The sequence below is a fragment of the Haemophilus sp. SZY H68 genome (genome assembly GCF_018829685.1).
Lineage (GTDB): Bacteria > Pseudomonadota > Gammaproteobacteria > Enterobacterales > Pasteurellaceae > Haemophilus > Haemophilus haemolyticus_K.
In genome coordinates, this window is sequence record NZ_JAHKKB010000002.1 from 35,338 (window position 1) to 52,425 (window position 17,088).

A 17,088-nucleotide genomic window follows, 5' to 3' on the forward strand; every position below is an offset into this window, starting at 1 on the left:
TCATTTGTATCTATAAATAACAGGCCATTACCACGGCATTTTCTCGTCTACCACTGGGTTTCGGATAATAATTTTTTCGAATATCGACTTCATTAAAACCAATTTTTTCATACAAGAAACGAGCGGGGTTAGACTCTCTAACTTCTAGCCATAAGGTCTGAACACCTTTTTCTTTCAATCGAGTGATTAACTCATTCAACAATAATTTCCCCAATCCATTACCTTGATGAGACGGTACAATAGCAATATTAAACAAAGTCGCTTCATCCAATACTGTTTGGCAAATAGCAAAACCAATAATCTGATTATTCTCTATTAATTTTAAATTGAGATAACGCTCACCTTGATTATTTTTTAATGTACCAAATGACCAAGGAACCAGATGTGCTTGCTGCTCGATTTCATACAATCGCTCGAAATCACTGACTTCAATTTGAGAAATAATAGACATAATTAAGGTTGCTGAATTTGCTGCCACAACTCACGTTTGGCTTGGTGATTAGATTGAAATTGTTGCCAACTTGGCGAGCGATAAACACGCTCAGCTTGCATACAAAATGATAAAGTACGGTCAATTTTATCGTTATTTTCTGATAGCACCCAGTAACGAATAGGCTGCTTACATTCGATATGTTGGATTTGATCGTAATTCAAACATAAGCAATCTTCTTTTTTAAGATCAAGGCTGAGTAGCACATCAGCCAACAAAGGCGAGCCACTTATATTTTCATCAGAAACAGTGATAAAGCGAATATTCTCCGCAACACTAATTCCTACTGAACCTTGTAGCACCTCTGGGCGATATAACGTCCACTGGGAAATGCCCATTTCTTGTAAAAGAAGATCGCGTCTATTCATATTAACGAGCAATACTATCAAATGGATAATCGACTAATGCCTTAATAATCGCACGTTCTTCAGCCTGTGTAGGTTCCACTTGATATGAGGTATAACTACGATAAGCAATAATATTTTTATCTTTATGTACTAAAGCCACATAACGTTTAAATTTATCATTGGCACAAGCATAATAATCATGAATATCTGATTTCACAGCCTGTAACTGGCAGGTCTCTTTATTTTTGGCAAAATAACGTTCCGTAATAGCTTTCTCATGAGAAACATCAGTTAAATAGAATGTGTCACTTAACACAGCTTTACGAGCCTCACTGTTTTTACTTAATGCTAGACTCACAAAACGAGGATCGTCACCTTTTACTGCTTGTGTTTGTTTCACATATTTCTCGCCATTGAATTCAATTTCGATGCCTTTAGCTGAAATACGCTGAAACTGCGCATCTAACTTTTGTAATACTTCAGTTTGAGCTGGCGTTAATACCGGCTTTGATACTTTAGATGCCTTTTGAGGCGTACCTTGAACAAGGTCGAGAACTTGACATCCAGATAGTAATGTTGCCATTAAGGCTACAGAGAGAATTTTTTTCATAAAGGATTTTCCTAAAATAGTTTTAATCAATTTTTATTAATAATTTTGCTAAAATAGCGCGTAATTTTAACTAATAACCCACAGGATTCAAAGCGTGATTTCTCTAGAGAGCCAAGTTTTAGAACGACATCTTTCATTTTTTGATGGTAAATCAGTATTATTTGCTGGAGGTATTTCTGATAATTTTCCTCAAACATTAGCCTCTAAATGCCAATCAATCCAAATTTGGAGTTGCTATTTTGACTATGCAAGAACGCAAAGTGCGGTCAATTTTTCCGTTGAATTTCAAGGTCAAGCTGATTTAATCGTTTATTATTGGACTAAAAACAAACAAGAAGTCAATTTCCAACTCCTTCAACTATTAGCTCAGACACCTATTGGCCAAGAAATATTAATTATTGGAGAAAACCGTTGTGGCGTGCGTTCAGTAGAAAAAACATTAGCACCCTATGGAGAAATAGCGAAAATTGACTCTGCTCGTCGTTGCGGTTTATATCATTTTTCACTACAAAACAAACCTCACTTTGAACTTAAAAATTTCTGGAAAACCTATCAACATTCTACGCTACAAGACTTAACTATATATAGTTTACCTGGGGTATTTAGTGCAGCGGAATTAGATACGGGCACCGAACTATTACTTTCAACCATTGATAATAAAATAAAAGGAAAAGTACTCGATCTTGGCTGTGGAGCGGGAGTAATTGGCTCTATGATAAAAAAAAGCTCTCCTAACGCACAAATTACAATGACTGATATTCATGCGATGGCGTTAGAATCAGCGCGTAAAACACTTTCTGAAAATCAATTACAAGGCGAAGTTTACGCCAGTGATGTCTTTTCTGATATAGAAGGAAAATTTGATTTGATCATTTCTAATCCTCCATTCCATGATGGCATTGATACCGCCTATCGAGCAGTAACAGAACTCATCACGCAAGCAAAATGGCATCTCAATCAAGGTGGAGAATTACGCATTGTCGCCAATGCATTCTTGCCTTATCCCGAATTACTTAGACAACATTTCGGTAATTACGAAGTTGTTGCTCAAACAGGAAAATTTAAAGTGTATTCAGTTAAAAATTAACTACAATAAAGGCGGATTTTGCCGCCTTTATCATTAATGAGTAAATTCTCTTACTAATGAAAGCACTGTCTGAATATCAGAGGCAGACAACTGCCCTTCCTTTACAAATTTTACTTTACCATTTTTATCTAATACGATAATCGCACTTTCTTTGGCATTTAAAGCCCATGCATTTTTTACCGCACTTTTATCATCTAACACGACTTGGCTATGTGGATTCTCTACCTTGCCTTTCTCCGCACTACTTTTCACAAACATTCCTGTACCAACAATAGCATCATCAGCATTAATAATTGTTGTTGTTTGATATTTTGCAGGATTAAAATGTGACGCCTTAATTGCATCAATCATTGCTTGATTTTTCTCTTTTGCTGAAGTTCTTCCCGCTAAATGATGCACGATTCTCACTTTTCCAGGCAGCGTAGAAGATGTCCAAGATTGGAATGCAATATCCTTTCCATTTAACACAATTTCCCCATAATCAGATACTTTCACAGCAGGTAATAATTGATCTATTTGTAAATTATGTGCAAACGTAGAACTGCTCAACATCGCTAACCCCAATCCCAGCACTAAAAAATTTTTTTTCACGTAATTTCTCCAAAACTTTATCGAAAAAAGCCCACCTTAGTTTATTTTGGCGAACTTGACATTTTTTGCTATACTCGCGCGCCTATTATATGCTAACCAAGAAGGAAAACCCAATGGATCAAATGCCTGCTTGTCCAAAATGCCAAAGTGAATATGTTTATCACGACACGGTTAATTTTGTATGCCCTGATTGTGGTAATGAATGGAATAGTAATGAACAAATTGAAACTGATGATGATCAACTCATCGTCAAAGATAGTAATGGTAATTTACTTACCGATGGTGATGATGTGCTACTCATTAAAGATCTAAAATTAAAAGGCTCATCAGAAGTATTGAAAAAAGGAACAAAATTCAAAAATATTCGCCTAGTTAATGGCGATCACAACGTAGATTGCGGCAAAATTATGCTTAAATCTGAGTTTTTGAAAAAAGCTTAATAAAAAAATAAACCGATTCTTATTCAGAATCGGTTTATCATTTAAGCGATTCCACCTGATTTCATCAATTCAGCATGTGCTTTTTTCTGTTCTTTCATCTTAGCACTTGTTTCTCGACGCTGCTTTGAAAGCTCGGCATTACGAATAGTGTAATCATCCACTCGTCCTTCATAATCATCTCGCATACTTTCAATAATTCCGCGCACTTCTTCAATGCTCATATCGTCACGAATATATTGATTCAAATTATCTAACAATAATACTCGTTTTTGGTTATCACGAATTTTACGGTTGTAGTCTTCCATATCACGTTTAATCTTATTCTTTAAACGATACATTCGGACATACTCCAACACATCCTGGAAAGATTGCTTATTTACATTTTCCATAATTACTCTCTTTTAAATAGACAAAGTGGACTTCATTAATTTAGCTTTTTTTCATCTATTCGTCAAAACCTTACCAATAACTTTTAACAACATTCCCCAAAATTGATGGATTTATTTAAAAAGCGTTGATTATCCGCTTTTGTAGTGATAAAAAGAGACCAATATCATTCATAAAAATAAGGAAACACAATGTCACAAGTCTTTAATTTTAGTGCAGGTCCTGCAATGATTTTCCCAGAAGTTCTTCATAAAGCACAAAGTGAGCTCACAAATTGGCTTGATCAAGGGGTATCTGTCATGGAAGTCAGTCATCGTGGCAAATACTTTATGGAGCTTATCACTCAAGCTGAAAAAGATTTGCGTAATATTTATCATATTCCTGATAACTACCGTGTCCTTTTCTTACAAGGTGGTGCGCGTGGTCAATTTGCCGCAATTCCAATGAATTTAATCGGGAAAAAAGGGAAAGCACTTTATTTAAATAGTGGGCATTGGTCTGCCACAGCAGCAAAAGAAGCGCGTAATTTCGGAGAAATTGATGAAATTACAATTGTAGAAAACGAAGACAAAACGCGTATTACTCAACTCGATTTTAGTGATATTGCGGAACAATATGACTATGTTCACTATTGTCCGAATGAAACTATTAGCGGAGTTGAAATTTTTGATATTCCTAAAGTGGGAGATGCCGTATTAGTTGCAGATATGTCATCAAATATCCTATCTCGCCAAATAGATATCAGCAAATTTGGGGTGATTTATGCCGGTGCACAAAAAAATCTTGGCCCAGCAGGGATTACATTAGTCATTATTCGTGACGATTTAATTGGTCATGCCCGCAAAGACACGCCCTCTATTTGGAACTATGCGGTGCAGCGTGATGCCGATTCAATGATAAATACGCCACCAACCTTTGCATGGTATCTATGTTCTCTAGTATTTAAACATATTCAATCAATAGGTGGCTTAGACATTATTGCTAAACGCAATACATTAAAAGCGCAAACGCTTTATAATTACATTGATTCAAGCAAACTATATAGAAATGTTGTTGCAAAAGAAAATCGCTCAACTATGAATGTGACTTTTATCACTGGTAATGCTGAGCTCGATGCGAAATTTGTAGCTGAATCAACTGCAGCAGGCTTACAAGCATTAAAAGGACACAAAGTTCTTGGAGGAATGCGTGCATCTATTTACAACGCCATGCCATTAGAAGGGGTAGAAGCGCTGATTAAATTTATGAAAAAATTTGAAGCAGAAAATAGCTAATCAGAACAGGCTTAACGCCTGTTTCTATAATATCCACAATATGAATAAAAAAACGTATAAAAACAATGCAGTACATTAATATCGCCAATCAAGGGGTTAAATCCCTTTCACCTTACCAAGCAGGAAAGCCAATAGAAGAACTCGAACGTGAGCTCGGCATTTCCAATATTATAAAACTCGCCTCAAATGAAAATCCATTTGGCTTTCCCGAAAGTGCTAAACGCGCTATAAATGCACAACTAAATCAACTCACACGTTATCCCGATGCCAATGGTTTTGAACTCAAACAAACTATTGCTCAAAAATTTGGTGTTCAACCTAACCAAATTACGCTTGGAAACGGATCAAATGATTTATTAGAACTCTTTGCCCATACTTTTGCTAGTGAACATGATGAAGTCATTTATTCACAATATGCCTTTATTGTCTATCCACTAGTCACTAAAGCAATTAATGCAGTAGCAAAAGAAATTCCCGCTAAAAATTGGGGACATGATTTAAACGGATTTTTAGCCGCTCTTTCTGATAAAACGAAGCTTATTTATATTGCGAATCCAAACAATCCCACAGGTAACTTTTTAACTGAGCAAGAAATCGATGCTTTTTTAGAGCAGATTCCTGCAACTGTCATTGTTGTGTTAGATGAGGCTTACACAGAATTTACCCAAAAAGAAGAGCGCATAGATTCTTTTAGTCTTTTAAAAAAATACCCTAATCTTATTGTTTCTCGCTCACTTTCTAAAGCTTACGGATTGGCCGGATTACGTATCGGTTACGCAGTATCTAATCCCGAAATTGCCGATTTATTAAATCGTGTTCGTCAACCTTTTAACTGTAATGCATTAGCATTAACGGCAGCAGTTGCCGTGATGAATGATGATCATTTTGTTGAAAAAGTGGCGGAAAATAACCGCTCAGAAATGATTCGCTATGAAACATTCTGCCAAAAGCACAACTTAGAATATATTCCTTCAAAAGGAAATTTTATTACGATTAATTTTAAACAACCTGCCGCACCAATTTATGATGCCTTATTGCATGAAGGTGTGATTGTTCGTCCAATAGCAGGCTATGGAATGCCAAATCATCTTCGTATAAGTATTGGTTTACCAGAAGAAAATGACCGATTTTTCACCGCACTTTCTAAGGTGCTACATCTCCCTCTCATAAAATAGGAGCTTTTATGACAAAAGTAACAATGATGGGTAATCCCATTGAAGTAAAAGGCCATTTCCCACAAAAAGGCGAAAAAGTAGAAAACGTGCACTTTACAAATAAAGATCTAGCTGATGTAAGCTTAGGGGATTTTTCTGGTAAGCGTAAAGTCCTTAATATTTTCCCAAGTATTGATACCGGTGTATGTGCAACGTCTGTACGAGTATTTAATCAACGAGCATCCACATTAGAAAATACTGTCGTACTCTGTATTTCAGCAGATATCCCTTTTGCACAAGCACGCTTTTGCGGTGCTGAAGGAATTGAAAATGTACAAACACTATCAACCTTCCGCCATAAATCCGTACATGATACGCTAGGCGTTAACATCACTACAGGTCCAATTGCAGGATTAACTGCGCGTGCAGTCATTATTCTTGATGAAAATAATAATGTCATACACAGCGAATTAGTCTCTGAAATTAAAAATGAGCCGAATTATGATGCGGCTTTGGCTGTGCTATAACTTACATTAGCTAATTAAAATATCCCCTATTTGCAAAAACTAGGGGATATGATAAAAGTGCGGTCAATTTTCTTAATATTTTACACATCCACTAAAATCAAAATTGCCGCCTCACCGCCCCATTCTCTTGGCGCTTGATGTAATGCCCGCACTTTGGGATGTTGAACTAGCCAACGTGGAATTTGTTTTTTCAATGTAAAGGTGCCATAGCCCGTCATGATACTGGCACAATCAACATGCTCATTTTCACAAGCCAGTAAAAGTGCGGCTAATTCTTGCTTAGCTTGTTCACGGGTTAAACCGTGTAAATCTAAAAACAGTTCTGGCGAAAAATCGCCACGACGAAGTTGTTTTAACAAATGGGAATCTTCCCCATCACGTAAATATTTCACAACACCATCATTCTCATTCAGTAACGGTTCATATTCATCAGAAAAATAGAACAATGTGTCTTCTTTCGCTCGTAATTCTTTCAATTCTATTTTTTTCTGATCACGTTTTTGGCGTGGGGCAACAAAAGTATCTTGTTTAATCGGCTTAATGCCTTTGGTTTCCGCACGGAATAAATCAAATTCGTCTTGCATTTTTTCTCATTAATTTCAAATTTTGCGTATCATAGCATAGTTCTACATTCTCATCTGTGGTATAACTACGCCAAATTTTCATACCGAATTTTATGCTAACTTTTCTACTCACTTTTATGGAGAAATGCGATGGAAACCTCACATAACCAAGAATTAGTTGCAACTATCTTGGAAGATAATGTTGCAAACGAACTGCAAACCATCCAAGATTTTCTGCGTTGGACGTATAGCATTCTCAATCTATCCGATATTTACTTCGGGCAAGGGCACGATAATCCTTGGGATGAAAGCCTGCAACTCGTTTTAAGTGGCTTACATTTACCCATTGATTTACCTACCGAATTATTTAACAGTCGATTAACCCCATCTGAAAAAGAAACCTTAGTTCAACTTGTATTAACCCGAATCGAACAACGCGTACCGGTGGCATATTTAACGAATAGCGCTTGGTTCTGCGGTCACGAATTTTATGTCGATGAACGAACTATTATTCCACGTTCTCCAATTAGTGCTTTAATTCAAGATCGCTTTGAAGATTTAATTCTACAAGAGCCGAATCATATTCTCGATCTATGCACAGGTAGCGGTTGTATTGCCATTGCTTGTGCTTATGCTTTCCCGAATGCGGAAGTGGATGCAGTAGATTTATCAGTTGATGCACTTAATGTCGCGGAGATCAATATTTCACGCCATCAATTAGAGCATCGCGTATTCCCGATTCAATCAAACTTATTTGAAAATATTTTAGGACAAAAATACGATCTTATCGTGACCAATCCACCTTATGTGGACGAAGAAGATCTCGCCGATATGCCAGAAGAATTCCATTTTGAACCAGAGTTAGCCTTGGGTTCTGGCCATGATGGCTTAAACATTACCAAACAAATTTTGAAACAAGCGCCAGATTACTTAACCGAAAATGGCCTGTTGGTATGTGAAGTGGGCAATAGCATGGTGAGCTTAATTGAGCAATATCCAGATGTGCCCTTTGAATGGGTAGAGCTTAAAAATGGAGGACTAGGCGTATTTGCTATTCAGCGTAAGGATTTAGTGAAATATCACAATCTGTTTTAATCTTTCAAGTGCGGTAAAATTTTAATATCAATTTTAACCGCACTTATAAAACTCATGGCGCGCGTTATTCAACGCGTGCTTTTCTTTTTTATCATTTGACTCTATGAATTTACAAAAACTTTTACTCACTCGGCGTTTCTTTTCCACCCTTGCCTTTTTTTCTGTGCAAACGGTATTTCTGATTTATCTACAAAGTAAAGGATTGAGCAACAGCGAAATCGCCTTTTCCTTATCACTGCTCTTTTTCTCAAACCAAGCCCTTTCCATTCTTGCCGGTATTTGGGGAGATCGTTATGGTTTAGCCAAAATGATGTTGCTCGGCTGTTTTTTAGATGTGATAGCTTATATTTTCTTTCTCGCAGCAGATAATTATTTATTGCTCCTTATTGCGACCACTTGTTTTGGTTTAGGTAGTTGCTTATTTGGAACCAATGCCAAAGCCTGCTTACTTGTGTTGGCTGGAGATGAATACAAAGAAAAAACGCGCTTGCAAGGGAAATATCTAAAAGTGACCTCCATGTCATCCATGTTTGCGCCGCTTTTAGTGATCCCATTTATTAAATACGAACATATCGACTTGCTCATCTGGGTTTGTTTTTCAATGGAAGCCGTATTATTCGCCTTAATGGTGAAGCCTTTCTATCAAATTCAAACCTTACAAACGTTGGTGAAATTTCGTTTTACTCAAATTAAAGAAATTATTACAAAAGAATTTCTTATGGTGCATTTAATGCTCTTTTTACCTCTTGCCATTGCGAGCTCTTTCTTTGTCATTTTCCCATTTTTATTTAACAATAAACTTGGCATGCCTGAACATTCGCCGATAGCATTATTTGGTAACGGCTTACTCACCGTGCTATTACAAAGCTATTTTTCCCGAAAAATTAATTTAACGATCAAACAAGCCGCATGGGTTGCCCCTCTGTTGGCTATTGGAATTATCGTGCCTTGGTTTATCACCTTACGTTATCTTTCCGTACTTTCCGCCTATGCCTATCTTGTCATTTTTACCGTCATTGAAGTATATGCCCTCACAGCGATGGCAAACTTATTAGTAAAATTTGATAATGGCACTAATCGTGGTTTTATTTTTGGCGCATCAAGATTATTGCTTTCCATCGCGACAGTTGGTGTGATGAACCTTGTTCCAGTTCTATTTTTAGTATAAAAAAGTGCGGTTGAAATTCTTATTAAATTTCAACCGCACTTCACACCATATAACTATATAAATAAAATTATTTCACTTCTAATTCAATACCTTCAAATAATCGCTTCACGGCATTGTTATCACGCAAACTCTCCGCCTTTTCAACAACAGGGCGTGTTAAGTGCGGAGAAAAATATTCCATAAAATCATACATATAATTACGTAAAAACGTACTATGTTTAAAAGCAATATTTGTCATACTGGCACGGAATAAATGACTCGCATCAATTGCAACAAGATCTTTATCAAGCTCAGTATGCGCCATTGATGCCATAATACCCACACCTAATCCTAAGCGCACATAGGTCTTAATGACATCCGCATCAGTAGCTGTGAATACAATATTAGGCAATATTCCTGCGCTATTAAAAGCATAATCTAGATCGGATACGCCTGTAAAACCAAAGGTGTAAGTAACAAGAGGATATTTTCCTAGTGCTTCAATCGTTAGTTTTTCTGAATTAACTAAAGGGTGATCTGGTTTTACAATAACGGAACGGTTCCACCAATAACAAGGTAATTGAATTAAATCATCATACAAATGTGGCGCTTCAGTTGTAATCGCCAGATCCACCTCACCGGACATTAACGCATCGTGAATTTGTGTTGGCGAACCTTGATGAATATGTAAACTCACATCTGGATATTGTTTAGAAAAACGTTCAACAACTGCAGGTAGCATATAACGAGCCTGCGTATTCGTTGTCGCAATACGTAGTACCCCATGATTAGGTTGCGTATATTCATCAGCTACCGCACGAATACCCTGGGCTTTCACTAATAATTCACGCGCAATGGCAACAATTTTCTTGCCAGCGGGTGTCACTGCCTTAATATGTTTGCCATTTCGCTCAAAAATCTCAAGTCCAAGTTCATCCTCTAACAGACGCACTTGCTTACTTATACCGGGCTGAGAGGTATAAAGCGCATTCGCGGCTTCTGTGACACTCAAATGTTGATTTACAATCTCAACAATATAGCGCAGTTGCTGCATTTTCATAAAAAAAGTCCTTATTTTTTATAACGTTTGCTCAGTTCAGAATAACGTTTTACCGCTTTACGAATTTGTCCAGATTTTGGACGACGACGTGGTTGTGTAACATCTAATTTCGTTTCGGTTTCAGCCGGTAATCCCACAAGTTCACGCAAGTAATTGACGTTTTCAAGATCCATTTCTTCCCAGCCACCACGAGGCAAACCTTTCATCAGTTTGATATTACCGTAACGAATACGAATCAGACGGCTGACTTGAATTCCTTGGGATTCCCACAAACGGCGAACCTCACGGTTACGTCCTTCCATCAAGGTTACGTCATACCATTGGTTGATACCAACACCACCTGTAAATTTAATTTCTTTAAAGTTGGCAGGGCCATCTTCAAGCTGAACGCCCTTACGTAAACGCGCTAACATTGCATCATCCACTTGACCAAATACACGTACCGAATATTCACGTTCAACTTCACGGCTTGGGTGCATTAATCGATTTGCTAATTCACCATCAGTAGTGAAAAGCAACAAACCCGATGTATTAATATCTAAACGCCCCACCGCAATCCAACGAGAGCCCGTTAAACGTGGCAAACGGTCAAACACGGTCGCACGCCCTTCTGGGTCACTACGAGTACAAAGTTCACCTTCAGGTTTGTAATACATTAACACACGGCAAATTTCTTTTTGTGCGTGGCTAAGATTAATGATTTGGCCATCAATACGCACTTTCACGCCAGAATGTACGTCAATACGATCACCTAAAGTCGCAATTTTACCCTCTACGCTCACTCGGCCTGCGGCAATCATCGTTTCAATTTCACGACGAGAGCCTTGTCCAGCACGAGCTAAAACTTTCTGTAATTTTTCGCCCTCTACTTTAGGCTGATTTGAGGCTTTTACAACAGGTTTCGCTTTTGGCTTAGCTAAAAATTTATTGTCAGAATTAACCGCACTTTTTTTCGTATTTGTCGTTTCTACGCGAGCATTACGAGACACTGAACGTCTATCATTTTTAGCTGAAAAATCACTTTTCTTTGCTGAATCTTTGGAAAAGTGCGGTTGTCTTTGAGTTTGTTTTTGACTAGGTTTCATTGTTTTCCTTCAATAATGGAAAGGTCGCTTTCACAAGCGTCTATAAGTTAAATAAAAGGATCAGTGCTTCCACTTCCTTCGCGCAAAATCACTGGCGATTCTTCCGTTAAATCCACCACTGTTGTAGGCTCTTGCCCTAAATATCCACCATGAATAATTAAATCGACTTGGTGCTCTAAACGATCTCGAATTTCCTCAGGATCAGATTGCGTAGTATGTTCTTCATCTGGCAACATTAACGAACAAGATAAAATAGGCTCACCTAAGGCTGAAAGTAAATCTAAAGCGATTTTATTATCTGGTACACGTAAACCAATGGTTTTACGTTTTGATGTCATTAAACGACGCGGTAATTCTTTCGTTGCAGTAAGAATAAAAGTATAACGCCCAGGCGTATTATTTTTAATCAAACGATAAGCAGTATTACTTACCGTTGCGTAAGTTGAAAGCTCCGATAAATCACTACACACCAACGTAAAATTATGTCCTTCTGGCAATTTACGAATTGCTACAATGCGATCCATTGCATGTTTATCGCCCATCATACAGCCTAAGGCATATCCCGAATCCGTCGGATACACAATTACTCCACCTTTTTGTAAAATCTCTACGGCTTGATTAATCAAGCGCGCTTGTGGATTTTCAGGGTGGATATAGAAAAATTGGCTCATGTGTTTCTTCCTTAAAAAGTGTGCGCTGATTATAGCAGTTTTGCGCTCACTTTATAATGGCGAGCATATAAAAATAAAGGCGTAGAGAGTCAATCTACGCCTTGTCAAACTAAAGTGCGGTTAATTTTTTGAAATTATTTTAATACCTTTTTCAAGGCTGCACCAATTTCAGCGAGACTTTTTACACAGGTCACACCTGCGGCCTCAAGTGCTGCAATTTTTTCTGCGGCAGTACCTTTCCCACCACTAATAATGGCACCCGCATGCCCCATCCGTTTGCCTTTTGGTGCAGTGATTCCCGCAATATAGGCTACCACGGGTTTAGTGACGTTATCTTTAATGAAAGTTGCCGCGTCTTCCTCCGCGGAACCGCCTATCTCGCCAATCATCACAATGGCTTCTGTTTCGGAATCTTGTTGAAATCTTTCGAGAATATCAATAAAACTAGATCCTGGAATGGGATCGCCACCGATACCCACACAAGTCGATTGTCCAAAGCCTTCATCTGTAGTTTGTTTTACCGCTTCATACGTTAAAGTACCAGAACGAGAAACAATCCCCACTTTGCCTTTTTTATGTATGTGTCCTGGCATGATGCCGATTTTACACTCATCAGGCGTAATCACACCCGGGCAATTTGGCCCAATCATCACAACGCCTGTTTCATTTAATTTTTGTTTAACCTTAAGCATATCCAATGTAGGGATGCCCTCAGTAATGCATACAATTAACTTAATCCCTGCATCAATAGCTTCAATTATGGCATCTTTACAAAATGGTGCTGGCACATAAATGACCGTCGCTGTTGCGCCCGTATTTTCGACAGCTTCACGAACTGTATTAAATACAGGCAAACCAAGATGGGTAGTCCCACCTTTATTTGGTGATACGCCACCGACTAATTGCGTTCCGTAGGCTAATGCTTGTTCAGAATGAAAAGTCCCTTGTCCACCAGTAAAACCTTGGCAAATCACTTTGGTATTTTTATCAATTAAAATCGCCATTAGTGTTCTCCTTTTGCTGCATTCACGGCTAATTCTGCGGCTTGTTGTAAACTGTGTGCGGTAAGAATATTAACGTCGCTTTCCGCTAAAATTTGGCGACCGATTTCAGCATTCGTTCCTTCTAATCGCACAACCACAGGCACTCTCACGCCCACTTCATTTACTGCAGCAATCACGCCTTCAGCAATCAAATCACAACGAACAATGCCACCAAAAATATTCACTAAAATTACCTTCACCGAAGGATCGGTTAAAATAATTTTGAATGCTTCAGCAACCCGTTCTTTCGTTGCACCACCACCGACATCAAGAAAATTCGCAGGCTTCCCGCCATAGAGTTTCACAATATCCATGGTGCCCATTGCAAGCCCAGCCCCGTTTACCATACAACCAATATCGCCCTCTAAAGCCACATAGTTTAACTGGAATTTTTCAGCTTCTGCTTCACGGGCATCATTTTGAGTTAAATCTTGCAGTGCTAAGAGATCTTTATGACGAAATAAAGCGTTATCATCAACAGATATTTTAGCGTCGAGACAAACCAAATTGCCTTGTTTAGTCAGAACAAGCGGATTGACTTCCACTAAAGATAAATCTTTTTCTAAAAACAAACGAGATAAGCCCATAAAGATATCGGTAAACTGTTTGTTTTGCGTACCACTTAACCCTAATTTAAACGCCAATTCACGACCTTGATAAGGCAATCCTCCAAATAAAGGATCAACGGTTGCTTTGTGGAGTAAGTGCGGTGAATTTTGCGCGACTTCTTCAATATTCATTCCACCCGCAGAGGAAGCAATAAACACCACTTTTTGAGAAGCGCGATCAACAACCGCACTTAAGTAAAATTCTTTATCAATATCGCAAGTTTCTTCAAAATAAATCTGGTTTACTGGCTGACCTGATTTATCCGTTTGAAAAGTGACTAAACGTTGTCCTAGCCATTTTTCTGCAAAAGATCTAGCTTCCTCTACATCGTGCACTAATTTAACGCCACCCGCTTTACCACGCCCACCCGCATGAACTTGGCATTTCGCTGCCCACTTATCGCCTGAAAGTTGAGCCAGTACCAAATCTACTTCATCAACAGATTGACAGACCGCCCCATTTTTTACGGGTAATCCATAATGCTCAAATAGTTGTTTTGCTTGGTATTCGTGTAAATTCATTCGCGACGTCCTTTTTGGTTATGAAAACAATTCACTCAAGATTTTAATGCTATATGTACCGTGATTTCTTCACGATCGTGATATAAATGTTTAGCTTGAATATCAAAATTCAAATTCTGCTCAGCCAACATAACAGCCAAGTTTTCTAAACATAATACAACTTCCTGATAACGTTTTTTCATGGGTAATTTTAAATTGAAGATCGTTTCTCGGCACCAACCATTCAACAACCATTTACCAATCAATAACGAAATACGGCTTGGTTGTTCCACCATATCGCAGACTAACCAATCCACTTTTTTCCTTTTAGGAGGCTGAAATCTAAACCCATCTTCCGCACAATGTTCAATGCGTCCCGTATCATGCAAACTCGCTGCCATTTTTCCGTGATCAACTGCATAAACAAATAAACCGCGTTTGACTAATTGATACGTCCAACCGCCAGGGCAAGCCCCTAAATCAACGCCAATCATATTTTCATTTAAACGTTTATTCTCTTCTTTATGTGGAATAAAAGTCAAAATAGCTTCTTCTAATTTTAACGTAGAGCGACTCGGCGCATCTGCTGGAAATTTTAAACGAGGGATCCCCATAAAATGCGGGGAATGATTACCTACATAAGAATATCCCACATAACAGCAATTCGGTTTTACAAAAAAGCAATGTAAAAATTGACCGCTCTTTTGAGTTGCTTTTGCAGAAAGCCAGCCCTGTTTTTTCAATGCCTGACGTAAAGGCACGGTAAATTTACGACAAAAAGTGGAAAGCTCTTTCGCTTCATTTGTGTCTGCAGTTTCTACAAAAAGCTCACTAGATTGAGCAAAATTAACTTGTTGTGATAATTCTTCAAACGCCGCCACGATGGGACTAATACGATCAGCGGGCTCTAAATATTCCAATAAATCAGAAACCACAACCATCTGACGAGCAAAAATCAAACGATTAAAAGGAATGTCTCGGGCAAGGCGATCAGCCTCATCAGGTTGATAACATTCAAAAATGACATAGCCCGAATTATCTTGTACTCGTGCAAAACCAAATATACCTAAATTACTTGCTTGATCGGTGATCTCTGCGGCGACTTCTTTCTCAAAACCTGGACGACAATATAATGCGAGTTTATTCATTTTCTTCTTGTTTAATTGAGTTAATAATCCACTGACGGAATGCTTGAATTTTTTGATCATCTAGACGATCAAGATGATTGACCACATAAAATGATTTTGGATCAGGTAAATTGGTTGGCAATACCACTTTTAAGGAGCCATTTTCAATTTCTTGCAAGGCTAATAAGCGATTAGCTAATACAATGCCTTGCCCATGAATAGCCGCCTGTAACGCCATAAATGTATGACTAAATAACGGCCCTTGCTGAATATTTAAATCATCTAACTGTAAATGATTTGCCATCGCTTGCCAATTATCACGCGTATGAATATGAATTAATGTGTGTTTTTTTAAATCTTCAGGCTGAATAATTGGATTTTCTGCTAACAATTCAGGCGACGCTAAAATCAATAAATTTTCTCCGCCAAGACGATCCACTTGGAGATTCTGCCAATTACCCAAACCATAATAAATAGCAAGATCAATTTCTTTATTTAACAAGCCTTCATCTTGATCCACGCCGGTTAAACGCACCTCAATTTGCGGATAAAGCTGATTAAATTCACTTAAATGTGGCACGAGCCATTGGATACCAAAAGTTTGTGGCACGCTAATATTTAAATGCGGATCCGTTTTTAACGTTAACAATCGCTCTGTTGCTTCATTTAAGCGGCGCAGAATTTTATTAATATCAACAAAATAAGCTTTTCCAAGCTCTGTTAATTCTAAAGAACGATTCTTTCGCTTAAATAATTCAATTCCTAAGAACTCTTCTAATAATTTAATTTGATGACTAACTGCCGCTTGTGTCACACAAAGCTCATCTGCCGCTTTAGTAAAACTTAAATAGCGAGCAGCTGACTCAAAAGCTTTTAGCGAATTCAACGGTGGCAAACGTTTATACATAAGTATTTCCATTCATAAAATTTTTGTCTATAATAGACAAGATTTAATTCGGATTAGTTTTTCTAATACTTCAGATAAAAAAACGTCATTTGTCCTTTTCTACCCTTTTTCCTTACAATACAGCCATACTTAATGATTGGTAATTCCTTACTAGTTAATGAGTTTCGGACTTAAGTATGATGTTGTGTTTGCATATAGTTCGGGTAACCGAACTTGAGTAACAAAATCAAGTTACTCATTTACTTCCTGTATATTTAAACCTTATTGGTTAAACGCTACTCTTCTTGAGTGGCGTTTTTTTCTTCCTGATTCTATCACAGTTACATCTTGATTTTCTGATCGACTTCACAAATTTCACAATTATTAGTTAATTT

General features: G+C 37.9%; 20 protein-coding genes. 7 read left to right on the top strand and 13 right to left on the bottom strand.

From position 1 onward, the window contains the following. Positions 1-10: 10 nt before the first annotated feature. Genes rimI through KP712_RS04060 form a run of 3 tightly spaced genes read right to left on the bottom strand, consistent with a single transcriptional unit; the run spans position 11 to position 1,447 of the window. Positions 11-451 (bottom strand): ribosomal protein S18-alanine N-acetyltransferase, encoded by a 441-nt coding sequence (rimI, locus tag KP712_RS04050; RefSeq protein ID WP_111407480.1) that lies wholly within the window; start codon positions 449-451, stop codon positions 11-13. Positions 452-453: 2 nt separating this feature from the next. Further along, positions 454-858 carry a DNA polymerase III subunit psi gene (holD, locus tag KP712_RS04055; protein ID WP_111407481.1) on the bottom strand — a complete coding sequence of 135 codons (405 nt, stop codon included), beginning with the start codon at positions 856-858 and terminating at the stop codon, positions 454-456. 1 nt (position 859) lies between these two features. Then, positions 860-1,447, bottom strand: coding sequence for a lipoprotein (locus KP712_RS04060; protein ID WP_065250119.1), 588 nt, complete (start codon positions 1,445-1,447; stop codon positions 860-862). A 94-nt stretch (positions 1,448-1,541) separates the two neighbouring features. Here KP712_RS04060 and rsmC point away from each other — a divergent pair, with 94 nt between their 5' ends. Then, the gene (gene rsmC / locus KP712_RS04065) at positions 1,542-2,534 is read left to right on the top strand and encodes a 16S rRNA (guanine(1207)-N(2))-methyltransferase RsmC (RefSeq protein ID WP_111407482.1); all 993 of its coding nucleotides are present in this window, start codon (positions 1,542-1,544) and stop codon (positions 2,532-2,534) included. A gap of 33 nt (positions 2,535-2,567) precedes the next feature. Here rsmC and KP712_RS04070 read toward each other — a convergent pair whose 3' ends face one another. Further along, positions 2,568-3,125: a YtfJ family protein gene (locus tag KP712_RS04070; RefSeq protein WP_111407483.1), complete on the bottom strand. Its 558-nt coding sequence runs from the start codon at positions 3,123-3,125 to the stop codon at positions 2,568-2,570. 113 nt (positions 3,126-3,238) lie between these two features. Between KP712_RS04070 and KP712_RS04075 the strand changes: the two genes are divergently transcribed. Then, positions 3,239-3,565, top strand: a complete 327-nt coding sequence (locus tag KP712_RS04075) for a zinc ribbon domain-containing protein YjdM (RefSeq protein ID WP_106014129.1) — start codon at positions 3,239-3,241, stop codon at positions 3,563-3,565. 41 nt (positions 3,566-3,606) lie between these two features. On the opposite strand, the gene KP712_RS04080 is transcribed toward KP712_RS04075, so the two are convergent. After that, positions 3,607-3,954 (bottom strand): DUF496 family protein, encoded by a 348-nt coding sequence (locus tag KP712_RS04080; protein ID WP_111407484.1) that lies wholly within the window; start codon positions 3,952-3,954, stop codon positions 3,607-3,609. A gap of 189 nt (positions 3,955-4,143) precedes the next feature. On the opposite strand from KP712_RS04080, the gene serC reads away from it, so the two are divergent. The 3 genes from serC to tpx all read left to right on the top strand — a co-directional run bounded on the left by serC (position 4,144) and on the right by tpx (position 6,907). Next, on the top strand, positions 4,144-5,226 hold the full coding sequence (gene serC / locus KP712_RS04085) for a 3-phosphoserine/phosphohydroxythreonine transaminase (RefSeq protein ID WP_111407485.1): 1,083 nt from the start codon (positions 4,144-4,146) through the stop codon (positions 5,224-5,226). Positions 5,227-5,291: 65 nt separating this feature from the next. Continuing rightward, positions 5,292-6,401, top strand: coding sequence for a histidinol-phosphate transaminase (gene hisC / locus KP712_RS04090; RefSeq protein WP_111407486.1), 1,110 nt, complete (start codon positions 5,292-5,294; stop codon positions 6,399-6,401). Between the two features lie 8 nt (positions 6,402-6,409). Further along, on the top strand, positions 6,410-6,907 hold the full coding sequence (gene tpx / locus KP712_RS04095) for a thiol peroxidase (protein ID WP_111407487.1): 498 nt from the start codon (positions 6,410-6,412) through the stop codon (positions 6,905-6,907). 80 nt (positions 6,908-6,987) lie between these two features. Here the strand turns inward: tpx and smrB are convergent, their stop codons facing one another. Further along, positions 6,988-7,491, bottom strand: coding sequence for an endonuclease SmrB (gene smrB, locus KP712_RS04100; RefSeq protein ID WP_111407488.1), 504 nt, complete (start codon positions 7,489-7,491; stop codon positions 6,988-6,990). A gap of 129 nt (positions 7,492-7,620) precedes the next feature. Here smrB and prmB point away from each other — a divergent pair, with 129 nt between their 5' ends. Together prmB and KP712_RS04110 are read left to right on the top strand one after the other, a co-directional pair. Further along, on the top strand, positions 7,621-8,565 hold the full coding sequence (gene prmB, locus KP712_RS04105; protein WP_111407489.1) for a 50S ribosomal protein L3 N(5)-glutamine methyltransferase: 945 nt from the start codon (positions 7,621-7,623) through the stop codon (positions 8,563-8,565). A 103-nt stretch (positions 8,566-8,668) separates the two neighbouring features. Continuing rightward, positions 8,669-9,733 (top strand): MFS transporter, encoded by a 1,065-nt coding sequence (locus tag KP712_RS04110; protein WP_111407490.1) that lies wholly within the window; start codon positions 8,669-8,671, stop codon positions 9,731-9,733. A gap of 67 nt (positions 9,734-9,800) precedes the next feature. On the opposite strand, the gene cysB is transcribed toward KP712_RS04110, so the two are convergent. The 7 genes from cysB to KP712_RS04145 form a co-directional block, all read right to left on the bottom strand. Continuing rightward, positions 9,801-10,772 (bottom strand): HTH-type transcriptional regulator CysB, encoded by a 972-nt coding sequence (gene cysB / locus KP712_RS04115; protein WP_111407491.1) that lies wholly within the window; start codon positions 10,770-10,772, stop codon positions 9,801-9,803. Positions 10,773-10,783: 11 nt separating this feature from the next. After that, positions 10,784-11,857, bottom strand: a complete 1,074-nt coding sequence (gene rluB, locus KP712_RS04120) for a 23S rRNA pseudouridine(2605) synthase RluB (RefSeq protein WP_111407492.1) — start codon at positions 11,855-11,857, stop codon at positions 10,784-10,786. A gap of 47 nt (positions 11,858-11,904) precedes the next feature. Further along, positions 11,905-12,528 carry an L-threonylcarbamoyladenylate synthase gene (locus KP712_RS04125; RefSeq protein WP_065265250.1) on the bottom strand — a complete coding sequence of 208 codons (624 nt, stop codon included), beginning with the start codon at positions 12,526-12,528 and terminating at the stop codon, positions 11,905-11,907. 134 nt (positions 12,529-12,662) lie between these two features. Next, positions 12,663-13,532, bottom strand: coding sequence for a succinate--CoA ligase subunit alpha (sucD, locus tag KP712_RS04130; protein WP_111407493.1), 870 nt, complete (start codon positions 13,530-13,532; stop codon positions 12,663-12,665). Next, positions 13,532-14,701 (bottom strand): ADP-forming succinate--CoA ligase subunit beta, encoded by a 1,170-nt coding sequence (sucC, locus tag KP712_RS04135; protein ID WP_111407494.1) that lies wholly within the window; start codon positions 14,699-14,701, stop codon positions 13,532-13,534. The genes sucD and sucC overlap by 1 nt, the downstream gene beginning before the upstream one ends. 35 nt (positions 14,702-14,736) lie before the next feature. Then, the gene (gene rlmM, locus KP712_RS04140) at positions 14,737-15,828 is read right to left on the bottom strand and encodes a 23S rRNA (cytidine(2498)-2'-O)-methyltransferase RlmM (protein ID WP_111407495.1); all 1,092 of its coding nucleotides are present in this window, start codon (positions 15,826-15,828) and stop codon (positions 14,737-14,739) included. Next, on the bottom strand, positions 15,821-16,714 hold the full coding sequence (locus KP712_RS04145; RefSeq protein WP_065265254.1) for a transcriptional regulator GcvA: 894 nt from the start codon (positions 16,712-16,714) through the stop codon (positions 15,821-15,823). Before KP712_RS04145 ends, rlmM begins: the two co-directional genes overlap by 8 nt. Between the last annotated feature and the right edge of the window lie 374 nt (positions 16,715-17,088).

Coding starts and splice junctions, on each gene's coding strand:
- holD (WP_111407481.1), bottom strand. CDS start 858: ATGAATAGACGCGATCTTCTTTTACAAGAAATGGGCATTTCCCAGTGG.
- rlmM (WP_111407495.1), bottom strand. CDS start 15,828: ATGAATAAACTCGCATTATATTGTCGTCCAGGTTTTGAGAAAGAAGTC.
- KP712_RS04075 (WP_106014129.1), top strand. CDS start 3,239: ATGGATCAAATGCCTGCTTGTCCAAAATGCCAAAGTGAATATGTTTAT.
- prmB (WP_111407489.1), top strand. CDS start 7,621: ATGGAAACCTCACATAACCAAGAATTAGTTGCAACTATCTTGGAAGAT.
- rluB (WP_111407492.1), bottom strand. CDS start 11,857: ATGAAACCTAGTCAAAAACAAACTCAAAGACAACCGCACTTTTCCAAA.
- tpx (WP_111407487.1), top strand. CDS start 6,410: ATGACAAAAGTAACAATGATGGGTAATCCCATTGAAGTAAAAGGCCAT.
- KP712_RS04125 (WP_065265250.1), bottom strand. CDS start 12,528: ATGAGCCAATTTTTCTATATCCACCCTGAAAATCCACAAGCGCGCTTG.
- smrB (WP_111407488.1), bottom strand. CDS start 7,491: ATGCAAGACGAATTTGATTTATTCCGTGCGGAAACCAAAGGCATTAAG.
- KP712_RS04145 (WP_065265254.1), bottom strand. CDS start 16,714: ATGTATAAACGTTTGCCACCGTTGAATTCGCTAAAAGCTTTTGAGTCA.
- sucD (WP_111407493.1), bottom strand. CDS start 13,532: ATGGCGATTTTAATTGATAAAAATACCAAAGTGATTTGCCAAGGTTTT.
- KP712_RS04110 (WP_111407490.1), top strand. CDS start 8,669: ATGAATTTACAAAAACTTTTACTCACTCGGCGTTTCTTTTCCACCCTT.
- KP712_RS04060 (WP_065250119.1), bottom strand. CDS start 1,447: ATGAAAAAAATTCTCTCTGTAGCCTTAATGGCAACATTACTATCTGGA.
- sucC (WP_111407494.1), bottom strand. CDS start 14,701: ATGAATTTACACGAATACCAAGCAAAACAACTATTTGAGCATTATGGA.
- KP712_RS04080 (WP_111407484.1), bottom strand. CDS start 3,954: ATGGAAAATGTAAATAAGCAATCTTTCCAGGATGTGTTGGAGTATGTC.
- serC (WP_111407485.1), top strand. CDS start 4,144: ATGTCACAAGTCTTTAATTTTAGTGCAGGTCCTGCAATGATTTTCCCA.
- hisC (WP_111407486.1), top strand. CDS start 5,292: ATGCAGTACATTAATATCGCCAATCAAGGGGTTAAATCCCTTTCACCT.
- rimI (WP_111407480.1), bottom strand. CDS start 451: ATGTCTATTATTTCTCAAATTGAAGTCAGTGATTTCGAGCGATTGTAT.
- cysB (WP_111407491.1), bottom strand. CDS start 10,772: ATGAAAATGCAGCAACTGCGCTATATTGTTGAGATTGTAAATCAACAT.